General features: G+C 58.4%; 11 protein-coding genes and 1 other RNA gene. 3 read left to right on the forward strand and 9 right to left on the reverse strand.

Annotated elements, in window-relative coordinates; translation table 11 throughout:
- The 9 genes from mraY to rsmI form a co-directional block, all read right to left on the reverse strand.
- A complete protein-coding gene (gene mraY / locus B2590_RS02895; protein WP_007154581.1) occupies positions 1-1086 on the reverse strand; it encodes a phospho-N-acetylmuramoyl-pentapeptide-transferase in 1086 nt (361 codons plus the stop codon).
- Complete coding sequence (locus B2590_RS02900; RefSeq protein WP_126810562.1) at positions 1071-2462, reverse strand: UDP-N-acetylmuramoyl-tripeptide--D-alanyl-D-alanine ligase; 1392 nt, start codon at positions 2460-2462, stop codon at positions 1071-1073. The genes mraY and B2590_RS02900 overlap by 16 nt, the downstream gene beginning before the upstream one ends.
- Entirely contained in the window at positions 2459-3943 is a 1485-nt protein-coding gene (locus B2590_RS02905; protein WP_286810047.1) for a UDP-N-acetylmuramoyl-L-alanyl-D-glutamate--2,6-diaminopimelate ligase, read from the reverse strand. The genes B2590_RS02900 and B2590_RS02905 overlap by 4 nt, the downstream gene beginning before the upstream one ends.
- A gap of 4 nt (positions 3944-3947) precedes the next feature.
- On the reverse strand, positions 3948-5687 hold the full coding sequence (locus tag B2590_RS02910) for a peptidoglycan D,D-transpeptidase FtsI family protein (protein ID WP_286810046.1): 1740 nt from the start codon (positions 5685-5687) through the stop codon (positions 3948-3950).
- Between the two features lie 30 nt (positions 5688-5717).
- The gene (gene ftsL, locus B2590_RS02915; protein WP_007154585.1) at positions 5718-6125 is read right to left on the reverse strand and encodes a cell division protein FtsL; all 408 of its coding nucleotides are present in this window, start codon (positions 6123-6125) and stop codon (positions 5718-5720) included.
- A gap of 2 nt (positions 6126-6127) precedes the next feature.
- Complete coding sequence (rsmH, locus tag B2590_RS02920; protein ID WP_286847833.1) at positions 6128-7108, reverse strand: 16S rRNA (cytosine(1402)-N(4))-methyltransferase RsmH; 981 nt, start codon at positions 7106-7108, stop codon at positions 6128-6130.
- Positions 7105-7557 carry a division/cell wall cluster transcriptional repressor MraZ gene (gene mraZ, locus B2590_RS02925; protein ID WP_007154587.1) on the reverse strand — a complete coding sequence of 151 codons (453 nt, stop codon included), beginning with the start codon at positions 7555-7557 and terminating at the stop codon, positions 7105-7107. Before mraZ ends, rsmH begins: the two co-directional genes overlap by 4 nt.
- A 306-nt stretch (positions 7558-7863) precedes the next feature.
- Positions 7864-8225, reverse strand: an RNA gene (gene rnpB, locus B2590_RS02930) — RNase P RNA component class A.
- A gap of 65 nt (positions 8226-8290) precedes the next feature.
- Positions 8291-9154 carry a 16S rRNA (cytidine(1402)-2'-O)-methyltransferase gene (gene rsmI / locus B2590_RS02935; RefSeq protein WP_286810544.1) on the reverse strand — a complete coding sequence of 288 codons (864 nt, stop codon included), beginning with the start codon at positions 9152-9154 and terminating at the stop codon, positions 8291-8293.
- 126 nt (positions 9155-9280) lie between these two features.
- Here rsmI and B2590_RS02940 point away from each other — a divergent pair, with 126 nt between their 5' ends.
- Genes B2590_RS02940 through B2590_RS02950 form a run of 3 tightly spaced genes read left to right on the forward strand, consistent with a single transcriptional unit; the run spans position 9281 to position 12200 of the window.
- The gene (locus B2590_RS02940; RefSeq protein ID WP_286810545.1) at positions 9281-11212 is read left to right on the forward strand and encodes a penicillin-binding protein activator; all 1932 of its coding nucleotides are present in this window, start codon (positions 9281-9283) and stop codon (positions 11210-11212) included.
- A 20-nt stretch (positions 11213-11232) separates the two neighbouring features.
- Positions 11233-11607: a YraN family protein gene (locus tag B2590_RS02945; protein ID WP_286810546.1), complete on the forward strand. Its 375-nt coding sequence runs from the start codon at positions 11233-11235 to the stop codon at positions 11605-11607.
- 2 nt (positions 11608-11609) lie between these two features.
- Positions 11610-12200, forward strand: coding sequence for an SIS domain-containing protein (locus tag B2590_RS02950; protein WP_036203719.1), 591 nt, complete (start codon positions 11610-11612; stop codon positions 12198-12200).
- The last annotated feature ends 80 nt before the right edge of the window (positions 12201-12280 follow it).

Genomic DNA, 12280 nt, shown 5'->3' on the forward strand with positions numbered 1-12280 from the left:
CTATCTCAGTTTCAGGCTGGCTAAGCCAACCAGTACTAACACGACAGTGACAACCCAGAAGCGCACGATAACGCGCGGCTCCGGCCAGCCTTTCAATTCAAAATGATGATGCAGCGGCGCCATGCGGAATATCCGCCGGCCGGTAAGCCGGAAGGACGCCACCTGCAGAATCACGGAGACGGTTTCCATAACGAACACGCCGCCCATGATGAACAATACGATTTCCTGCCGTACGATCACGGCCACGACACCCAGCGCCGCGCCAAGCGCCAACGCGCCCACATCCCCCATGAACACCTGCGCCGGATAGGTGTTGAACCACAGAAATCCCAGGCCGGCACCCACGAGCGCGCCACAAAATACAATCAACTCGCCGGTGCCCGGCAAATGAGGAATCAGCAAATAATCGGCGAACTGAGCATGGCCAGACACGTATGCGAAGATGCCCAGCGCCGCCGCCACCATCACCGTCGGCATAATGGCCAGCCCGTCCAGGCCATCGGTCAGGTTCACCGCGTTGCTGCTGCCCACAATCACGAAATAGCTCAACAGGATGAACAGCACCGGCCCCAGGGTCAGCGATACGTTCTTGAAAAATGGCACGTAGAGCGACGTTTCCTGGGGCAGTGCGGAACTCATGAACAACACGACCGCCGCCGTCGCCCCGATCACTGACTGCCAGAAATATTTCCAGCGAGCAGGCAGTCCTCTCGGATTGCGCTCCACCACTTTGCGGTAGTCGTCCACCCAGCCAATCGCACCGAACAAAAGCGTGACCAGAATCGCCACCCAGACATACCGATTGCTCAGGTCCGCCCACAGCAATGAGCTGACCCCGACGGCTACCAGAATCAGCGCACCACCCATGGTCGGCGTGCCGGCTTTACTCAGATGCGTTTGTGGGCCGTCGTCACGAACCGCCTGCCCGATCTGGTACTGGCTGAGTTTGCGAATCATCACCGGGCCGATCAGCAGGGAAATCAAAAGGGCCGTCAACACCCCAAAGATCCCCCTGACGGTCAGGTACTGGAAAACCGTCAGCGCGGAAAAGTACTGTGAAAGAGCCTCTGTCAGCCAGAGCAGCATGCGTTACCCACCTTTTCTTGTATTCCCTCCACCACGCGATCCATGGCGGAACTGCGAGAACCCTTGACCAGTACCGTCTGTGACTCGGCAGGCCCCTCAAACAGACGACGCACGGCGTCGTCATGGCTCGCACACACCTCAGCGGCGTCTCCGAAACCCTCAACATATCCTTCACAGCCAGGACCCACAGCGATCAGTCTTTCGATGCCCCTCGCCCTGGCGAATTCACCAACCTCCCTGTGCAGAACTAAGCTGTCCTGCCCTAACTCAGCCATCGCCCCCAACACAGCCACACGGCCGGCCGGTCGCGCAGCCAACACATCCAAAGCGGCTTTCATGGAGGCAGGGTTGGCGTTGTAGCTGTCGTCGATGACGGTCAGTTTCGGTGTCAGCGCCATCATTTGCAGGCGCCCCTTTACCGGCTTCAAAGCCGCCAGCCCCGTCTTTATCGCCTCATCGCCTGCACCCAACTCGCGTGCAGCGGCAATCGCCAACAATGCATTGGTGATATTGTGCTCGCCCTGCAGGGAAAGGCGGATGTCACAAGACCAGCCGTCCGGCCCCTGTGCACGAAACTGCCGGACATCGCCATCGCTGCGGATATCTTCGGGGACGTAATCAGCCCCTTCACTTGCCCGGCCACTGACACCTGCGACCCGACGCTGGCCCGCCCGCTGACGCCATAGATCGAAGGCCGGGTCATCACTGTTCAGGACCACAAGACCGGATGCTGGCGCGCCATCAATGATTTCACCCTTTGCGCGCACCACGTTGTCATAACCGCCAAACCCTTCCAGATGCGCCTGCCCGGCGTTGGTGAGGATGACCACCTCCGGCCGAACAATATTGACGGTGTGGGCTATTTCCCCCAGGCCGCTGGCTCCGAGTTCTATCGCGCCCAACTGGTGTTCCGGTGACAGCCTGAACAGCGTCAGGGGAACGCCAATGTGGTTATTGAGGTTGCCCTCGGTGGCGAGGGTATTACCCACCTGCGAAAGAATCGCGGCCACCATTTCGCGTACCGTGGTCTTACCGCTGCTACCGGTGATCGCCACAAAACGCGCGGTGCTGGCATTGCGATTGGCCAGGGCCAGTTGTGCCAATGCGTCTACCGTGTCCGAAACCCGGATTTGCGGAAGCCCCAGGCTCGGGTCTGGCTTGTCTACAACAGCAGCCACGGCTCCAGCCTTCTCGGCCACAGCCAGATAATCGTGCCCGTCGAAGTTCTCACCCCGAAGCGCCACGAACACGTCTCCGCTGGCGATTCGACGCGTGTCGGTCGAGACACCGTCAAACTTCAAGCCTTCCAGATTGCCCACTGCCACAGTACCGCCAAGCCAGTTGACGGCATCGGCCAGCGCGAATGACTGCATCATGCGACACCTCCATTCAGCGACAGCGCATGTCGCACCTGCTCAGCGTCGCTGAACGGAAATCTCTGGCCTGCCACTTCCTGCCATGCTTCGTGGCCCTTTCCGGCAATCAGTACAATGTCTCCTGCCACAGCAGAATGAATGGCCTGGCGAATCGCCTCAGCACGATCATGGATAACCGCGACCTGGTCAGGATTCTCAAACCCAGCGACGATGTCGGAAGTAATGGCTTCCGGGTCTTCACTGCGCGGATTGTCGTCCGTCACGATCACGACATCGGCCCCTTTTTCCGCTTCCCGGGCCATCTCTGGCCGCTTACCGGTGTCGCGGTCGCCGCCACAGCCGAATACACAGAAAAGCCGCCCGCCAACATGCGGGCGCAAGGCGGCAAGGGCACTGTTCAGAGCATCCGGGGTATGGGCGTAATCCACAACAACGCGCACATCGTTACTGCCGGCGAAGGGCTCCAGCCGTCCCGGTGGGGGCGACAACCGCTCAACCGCTTGCTGAACCCGCTCTACCGGCACACCCAGGCTGAGCACGCCTGCCATGGCTGCGAGAATGTTGCTGACGTTAAAGCTACCCAAAACCCGGGCGGACACATCAAACCTGCCCCACAGCCCGTCTACGCTGGCGCTGAAACCGTCAATGGATGGTGCGAACTCCGTTAGCCAGAGCTCGGTCTGGGCCTCGTGCAGGCTGTAACGGACACGGTCACATTTGCCATCAAGCTTCTCATAGAGCTGCCTTCCAAACGGATCATCGAAGTTGATGACCGCGAAATGCAGCTCTTCGCGATGAAAAAGACGGGCCTTCGCCGCTCCGTATGCATCCATGGAACCGTGGTAGTCCAGGTGGTCCCGGGTAAGATTGGTAAACACTGCGCCGGTCATGGTCAGGTTGTCGACCCGCCCCTGTTCGAGTGCGTGTGAAGAGACCTCCATCGCCGCCGCGCGTCCACCCTGGGCGATGATTTTCGACAGTACGCGGTTTAGCTGCACGACATCCGGCGTGGTGTGTGTACCTTCCTGCAGCGCACCGGGCATACCATAGCCGAGGGTGCCGATAACGCCGCATGGTGTGCCGGTTTCCTGTAGCAATGTCGCTATGTAATGGCTTACTGACGTCTTGCCATTCGTCCCGGTCACGCCAATCAGGCGCAATCGTTGGGAGGGATGCTCGAAAAATCGATCCGCGAGCTTCCCGAGGTGAGCGCGCAACATCGTCACCGGAACGATAAGAACACCTTCATGCTCGTAGCATTCATCCGGCTGCGCTGACTCCAACAGGATTACGGTGGCACCCGCACCGATCGCCTGTTCGATGTAGTGGTCGGCGGGTGTTCGGGCACCGGCCAGGGCAACGAACGCGTCGCCCGACCTGACGTCACGGCTGTCGGTCTTCAGGCCGTGGATTGTGACATCAAACACCGACGGTACCGGTGCGATTCCCTGCAACAAGGTGCTGAGTGATGTAATACACATAACCCTAACCCCGCTCCCCGGATGCCAGACGCGGCGCCTTTGCGTCGCCCAGCTCCAGTTCCGGCTTTACGTTCAGCAGCCGCAATGCATCTCCCATCACCCGGGCGAATACGGGTGCAGCCACTTCGCCACCGTAGTATTCGCCGGACTGGGGTGCATCGACAGCCACGACTGTGACAATCCGCGGATTGTCGATGGGAGCCATACCGGCAAATATCGCCTTGTACTGGCTATCCTCATACCCATTCTTACCCACCAGGTGTACCGTGCCGGTTTTACCACCGGCGGAATAGAATCCCGGTTGAGCGCGCTTTCCGGTACCGTTCTCGACCACCTCTCGCAACATTTCCCTGATCTGGAATGAGACTTCTTCGGAAAGAACTCGTTCCCCAACGGGTTTTTCATCGGCCTTCAACAGACTCAACGGGTAGCGAATTCCGCCATTGGCCAAAACCATGTATGCCTGCGCCAGCTGAAGCGCATTGACGCTCATGCCATACCCATAAGACAGGGTTGCCTCTTCGACGGGGCGCCACTTTGGTGGTGCCGGCAACACGCCAACAGCCTCACCAGGGAACCCAATACCGGTAGGCTGGCCCAACCCCAGGCGGGCATAAAGATCGCGGATAGTGTCACCACCCAACTCGGTGGCGATCTTGCTAATGCCGACGTTGCTGGATTTCGCAATCACGTCAGTCAGGCTGATGACCCCATAATTCCGGTGATCACGAATCGTGAAACGGCCAAAGCGCCGGTACCCCGGCGCTGTATCTATGGTGCTGGAAGCCTTGAACTTCCCCGATTCCAGCGCTGCAGCCATGGAAACAGGCTTCATCGTGGACCCCGGCTCAAACAGATCGGTAATGGCCTTGTTCCGTAAACGGTCGGGGCTCAGCTGGCTGCGGTCGTTGGGGTTGTAGGAGCCCTGATTCACCATGGCCAACACCTCGCCGGTGTCCACGTCCAGCATCACCAGAGTGCCTCCCCTGGCGTCGTGCGCGCCGACAACGGCTTTCAGCTCCCGATAAGCCAGATACTGGAGCCGCAAATCAATGCTGAGTTCGAGGCTGCGACCAGGCTTCGCGTCGCGGATCAACGTCAGATCCTTGATCACACGGCCACGGTTGTCCTTGAGAACCCGCTTGCGACCACTTTCACCACTCAGCCACTGGTTGTAGGCCAGCTCGATACCTTCCTGACCGCTTTCATCGATATTCGTAAACCCGACCACATGAGCTGTCACCTCTCCAGCGGGATAGTAACGACGGTACTCCTGGCGGCTGTAAACACCCGGAATACCCATTGCCAGCACCTGCCGAGCAATTTCTGGCTGAAGCTTACGGCGCAGGTAAATAAACTCGCGGCCCGAATACTTACGCAGCCGCTCGCGCAGCCTGGCCTCCTGAAGGCCCAACAGGCGCGCGACATTGGTCAGTCGCGGCTCATCCGCGTCGATCTCGGACGGATTCGCCCAGATGGTCTGGACTGGAGTGCTCACCGCCAGTGATTCGCCGTGCCGGTCCGTCACTACACCACGATGGGCATCGATGCTCTCCACCCGAATGGTGCGCACATCGCCCTGCTTACGCAGGAACTCGTTGTCCACCACATGCAGATCCACCAACCGCCAGGCAAGGGCACCGACAACCAACAGAAAAACGCCCAACACGGTGCCGTACCGCCAGGCCCCAAGCCCGGCAGCCAGTCGCTGGCCCCATGTTGCTGTTTTTCCCTGGTCCGACACTGTCTTCACCTTACGGTTTGTGGTTTTCGCTTAACGCGACCCGACGAGCGGCGCCATCAACGGCACCAGAACGATATCCTGTTTGCCTGGCACGACCATTCCGAAACGCTCGGAGGCCAGTTGCTCTACCCGTCCGTGGGCACTCAAAGCACTCTGCTCCAGCAACAACTGACTCCACTCACGCTGGTAGTTGTCACGCTGTTCCTGCAGCTGAGATAAGGAGTTGAACAATTCACGGTTCTCGTGGGCACTGACAACAACGCCCAGCGAGGACACAATCAACAGCATCACCAAACCCACGGTGATCAACACGCGCTTCTGCTGAAGTGCGGTAAAGACCTGGTTCGACAACCTGACCGCAGTGGCAACGCCGTCCCTGACACGCTTCCTGTTCAGTCGCGCTGTTTTTGTTGGCTGTTCAATCGCTACCGCGCCCATGATTACGCGCTCCCTAACTTGTGTTGTTCCGGTATCCGTTCAAGTACACGCATAACCGCGCTCCTCGCCCGCACGTTGTCGCTCACTTCTTCTGTATCCGCCTTGTTCGCCTTGCCGATCAACCGAAACGCCGATGCTTCCTGCTCCGCCGTCACCGGCACGCCTTTTGGCAATCTCGGCCCGCGCGCCAAGTCCCGCATAAAGCGTTTGACCAGCCGGTCCTCCAACGAATGGAAGCTGATAACCACCAGCCTTCCACCGGGCATCAGCTTTTCAACAGCGGCATTGAGCCCAAGCTCCAGATCTTCCAGCTCCCGGTTGATAAAGATCCGGATTGCCTGGAACGTCCGGGTGGCCGGGTGCTTGTGCTTTTCTTTTTTCGGCACCGCCTCACTGACCAACGACGCCAGTTGGCGCGTGGTTTCCAGGGGCACCTCCTTACGTCGCTCAACAACAAGACGAGCGATACGGCGGGAGAATTTCTCCTCGCCGTATCGCCAGATCACGTTCGCGATGTCTTTTTCGTCCGCCTCGGCCAACCATTGCGCCGCACTTGGCGCCTGCCCGGGGTCCATTCTCATATCCAGTGGTCCATCGCGCATAAAGCTGAACCCCCTGGTGGCATCGTCCAGCTGCGGGGATGAAACACCAAGATCCAGCAAAACACCATTAACCTTCATCCACCCCTGGGCTTCAGCGGCGGCGCCCAGTTCCGCAAACGAGCCGTGAAATGGCTGAAACCGAGCATCGCTCGCTGACAGGTCACGGGCCACCTGAATTGCGTCCGGATCCTTGTCGATACCCAACACCTTTCCGCCCTGCCCGAGCCGCCCCAGAATCAGCCGGCTGTGACCTCCGCGACCAAAGGTGCCATCGACATAAACGCCATCCGGATCGTTGACCAGCAAATCCACCGCCGAGTCCAGGAGCACGGAACGGTGCCGGTACTGACCGGCAGGCTCCTGCCCGCGGCCGGCTGTCATAGCGACAACGCCTCCATTTCCGGCGGCATCTCGTCTTCATCCGATGACTCGTCAAGCCAAGCGAACCAACGCTCTTCGCTCCAAAGTTCCAACTTCTTGCCCTGACCAATCAGCATCAATTTCTTCTCCAGGCGCGCATAACTGCGCAACGTGGGTGGCACCAGAATGCGCCCCGCCGAGTCCAGCTCCAAAGGCGTGGCATGGCCCAGCAGCAATCGCTGCAACCTGCGGGCAGCTTTATTCATATTGGGAAGTGCTTCAATTTGTGGCCTTAATGCCTCCCACTGCGGTTCCGGATACATCAGCAAACAGCGCTCTTCATCGGCATTGGCCGTCAATACAATGCGACCACTGCAGGCATGCGCAAGCTCTTCGCGCACCCTGGCGGGGATCGCCAAGCGACCCTTCGCATCCATATTGATGGCATGACTGCCAAGAAAATTGCTCATTAGCACCAATTCCGGGGTTCAGAAACCACAAATAACCACTAGAAACCACTTTTTCCCACTTGTGCACACTATAGAAACACGCAATACACAATGCAAGCGCCGCGAACAGCGCCACACCAGGAAAAGTTCCTTTCACGACAAGAGGTTACAGAACAAGATTGGTCAAAAGCTGGAGATTACGGAAAAGAAAAACCTAAAAATCAATCACCTGCAGTCAGTTCTGAAGATGGCAAGTGAACTCTAAGATTTTTTGGCTATAAAAGCTTGCTGGTGAGAATGACAAATGTCACATCAAGCGGAGAAATAAAAATGAGCTCGCCGGTAAGCCGGGTTCTGTCTGGGACAGTCATTCATCTAGGGCCTGCGTCACCGCAGGCCTCAAGCGACCTACCCGAATCCAGCGCGGGCCGCGCCATAGGATTCCTATTTGGTCTTGCTCCAGGTGGGGTTTACCATCGCCGTGAACTGTTGCCAGTCACGCGGTGCGCTCTTACCGCACCGTTTCACCCTTACCGGTGCCCGCGAACATGTCACGGCCACTTAGGCGGTATACTTTCTGTTGCACTTTCCGTCGGCTCGCGCCGCCCAGGCGTTACCTGGCACCTTGCCCTGTGGAGCCCGGACTTTCCTCCCCCGGTAAAACCGGCGGCGACTGTCTGGCGAGCTCGGGCGAGACCATACTCCAGCCTGCAGCGGCAGGCAAGAAAAACCGCGAACCAGTGACTTCCTGAGATCAGGCCTTCAGAGACAACGCTCGCTGATACAGCTCATTCTTGGAGATTCCGGTTAACTCCGATGCCAGCTTCGCCGCCTTTTTGACCGGCAACTCTGTCAGCAGCAACGCCAACACCCGGTCCGCCTCTGCCGCCCCCACCGACAACTCCTCTGCGCTCGCGCCACGCACCATCACCACGAACTCGCCACGACTGCCATGGGGGTCCACCTCCAGAGTTTGCCTGACATCGGCCGCCGCCCCTGCATAGAAAGTCTCGAACGTTTTGGTCAGCTCCCGGGCCAGCACGAGCTCTCGCTCTGCTCCCATCACCTCCGCAATATCCCCCACCGTATCGACAATACGGTGGGGCGACTCGTAAAACACCAATGTGGCGGATTCCCTCGCCAGGCGGTCCAGGGCAGCCTTGCGCGCTCCGGACTTGGAGGGCAGAAAACCCTCGAACAAAAACCGATCCGTCGGCAGCCCTGCCGCGCTCAACGCCGAAATGAGCGCACAGGCACCAGGCACCGGAGTAACCCGATAACCCCGAGCCCGAGCCTCCCTTACCAGCACAAAGCCCGGATCAGAGATCAGCGGCGTCCCCGCATCGGAAATCAGAGCCACATCCTGGCAGGCCGCAAGCTTGTCCAGAACCTGGCCAGCCCTGTCCCGCTCATTGTGTTCGTGCAAGGCCATCATTGGCTTGCTGATACCCAGGTGCTGCAATAGCCGGCCACTATGCCGTGTATCCTCGGCGGCAATCACGGCCACCCGCGACAAAACCGCCGCGGCCCTGGGAGACAGATCGTCCAGGTTGCCAATTGGTGTGGCAACGATATACAGGGTGCCAGCCTGTTCCGGCAGCTCGCTTTCTGAGTTCACACATCCCTCTCTTTGCCCCCTGCGCATGACACCAACGTCATGTGAATTCACGCGGGAGCTGTTAAACTTGCGGCCTGATAAATCAAACCATTAATGGGAAGCCCGGCGGGCACCAGGGCTCCCGGCATGATGCCGCCGATTACCCGGCGCCACAAGCGTAATAACCCGGAGTATTGTGAGCCAGCCATGACCAAATACCGCCAGAACCTGAAAACCATCACCATTCTCCTGGCCACGACGGTGCTGTTTGCAGGTTGCGCAAGCGTGAACCTGGAATCGTACATTGCCAAAACCGCCGGAGAAGCTCTTGAAGTCGCTGCCAGCGAAACCAACCGACAAAGCGCACAGGCTTACCTGTTGAGAGCAGCGGACAGGTTCCAGGGTCAAAACGAACACCGGGCCGCCAGGAAGTTGCTTCAAAGCAAGCAATTCTCGCCGACCACTGAGGCCACAGAAAACCAACGGCTTCTGCTAGCCATGGCCAGCGCCACTGCGCTTGAGGATGGCGATTGGGCGAAAAGCATTGTATCTGGCATAGAGCCAGATCATTTCCTTAATTATGAAAGAAACCTGATTAACCGCGCCGCAAGACTGCAAGAGCAAACCTATCGGCTTGCCGGAGACAACCTTGCGGCGGCCATTACCCTGATCTTGCTGTCCGGAGCGGACACAGACGCCAATACGCAATCTATCCATGACGACATCTGGAAGAACCTGAAACAGACCTCAGACACCCAGCTCGCCGACAGAAAAGGCCGAGCGATTGGCTATGAAGCCCAGGGCTGGCTTGAACTGGCAGGCATTCTCCGGCAGCCGGGCATCAATCTGGACGAACAGGGAAGAATGATCCGCAACTGGCAGAACAACTGGCCCGACCACCCCGCCGCCGGGGCCTTACCGGCTGAACTGCAACTGATTGCAAGCCTTGCAGAGAGCCAGCCCGAAAGAATCACCCTGGCATTGCCGCTCAGCGGCCCACTGTCGAGTGCGGGCGCTGCCATCCGCGATGGTTTTTTCGCCGCCTACTACGAGGACGACTCAGCGGAGCGCGGAAAAATCAGCATTCGAGTCGTCGACACCTCGGATCAGAACTTTCGTTCGCTTTATGACGAACTGACCAAAGAGGAACAGGACCTGATTGTCGGCCCCCTGGAAAAAGAGTCCCTGGCAGCACTCGGCGACATGTCGACTCTGCCCGTGCCGGTTCTTGGCCTGAACTATCTGCCACGGGAGGTTACAGCTCCTGACGGACTCTACCAGTTCGGGCTGTCAGCAGAAGACGAAGCCAGACAAATTGCCAACCGTCTTGATGCAGAGGGTATCGATCAGATTCTTGTGCTGATCCCAACGGGGAATTGGGGGGACCGACTGGAAACTGCCCTGCTGGACCAGCTGGCAGAGAATGGAGGCATCGCCCTGGATATTGAGCGCTATTTCCGCGAGGACAATCTCCGTGCCGTCACTGCCGACCTGCTTGGCATCACAGTATCCCGCGATCGGGCCATAGACGTTGAACGCACTGCCGGCATTGACGTTGAATTCGAGCCCCGGCGGCGCCAGGATGCCGACGGCATCGTTATGGTGGCGGAGCCAACCGTCGCACGGCAGTTCAAACCATTATTCGCCTTCTATTTTGGCGGCGATCTGCCCGTTTACTCACCCTCCATGGTCTACGAAGGTAATCCGGACCCATCGAGGGACCGGGACCTGAACGGCGTCACCTTTACCGACACACCTTGGGTTCTTGAAAAGAAAAACCGCTTTCGCGACATCGTCAAGGAAGCCATGCCTGATGTCCGGGGTCAGCTTGGCCGCCTGTTCGCCATGGGGGCCGATGCCTGGAATCTGAGCAAACGACTGCCATTACTGAGGCAGGTCGATGGCGCCACGATAGACGGCCAGACCGGGGTACTGACCATGACGCCGCAAGGCAGCATTCACCGGGAACAGCTCTGGGCCCGATTCAGCGAAGGAACGCCAGAACAATTGCCATCACTGGAACCTGAAGAAACAGAATCGGACGCCCCCGCTATGGAAGGCGCCTCCAATCCAAATTAACAACCAGGACACCTTATGCCATGGATGGCAGCACAAGAACTCGAAAAGCCACCGGGGACCATGCCGAGGGCGTTGTCGCGCGCTACCTTCAGACGCGAGGCGTCACTATTCTGGCACGCAATGTGTTCAGTCGCGGGGGCGAAATTGACCTCATCGGCCGGGACAGTGATGCGCTGGTTTTCTTCGAGGTGCGATACCGCGGAAGCGGTAGCCTGACCGGCGCAGCCGAATCCATCACTCCCACGAAGCAAAAGCGCCTTATCCGCGCCGCTTCGTTTTACCTCCACAGGCATGGGCTGTGGAATGCGAACGCAAGAATTGACGTAATCGCAATCGCACCGGGCGATCGCAAAAAATACCGGATACAATGGATAAAAAACGCCATTCAGGTCTGACTATGACGGATACCGAACAACAGATAAACCAGTGGTTTGCCAACCACATGGAACACACGGCCCACGCCGCCAGCCTGACGGCACCGGCCATTGAGAGCGCCGCAGACGCACTGGTTAACACGCTACTGAATGATGGCAAGATCATTACCTGCGCCAACGGCAATGCCAACGTACTCACACAGTACTTCTGCACTGCGCTGCTCAACCGCTTTGAGCATGACCGACCGGCACTGCCCGCCATCAATCTGGGAGCGGACGCAACAACCTATTCCGCAATCTGTCGCGACAATCGCTTCAATGACACCTTTTCAAGACAGGTTCGCGCTATTGGCAAAGCCAACGATCTGCTCCTGGTTATTGTGGACGACGGCCACAAGGCCAACCTGATCCAGGCCATACAGGCCGCGCACGACAGAGAAATGAATGTGGTAGTACTGAGTGCCAAGGAGAAAACCGACATCACCTCCCTGCTTCACCCGGAGGACCACGAAATCGCCCTGGATAACCTTTCCCCGACGGCTGCAACGCCTATCCTGCTAGTGATTATCAACGCCTTGTGCGGACTGATCGACGAAAAACTGTTCGGCGGATAATCGAGTAGGAGGGGGAGTTACCTTCCCCGTCCTCTCACACCACCGGGCATACGGTTCCGTACCACGGCGGTTCATGGTCG

Origin of the sequence: Marinobacter sp. UBA3604, from assembly GCF_002375325.1 — a bacterium.
Taxonomy (GTDB): Bacteria; Pseudomonadota; Gammaproteobacteria; order Pseudomonadales; family Oleiphilaceae; genus Marinobacter; species Marinobacter salarius.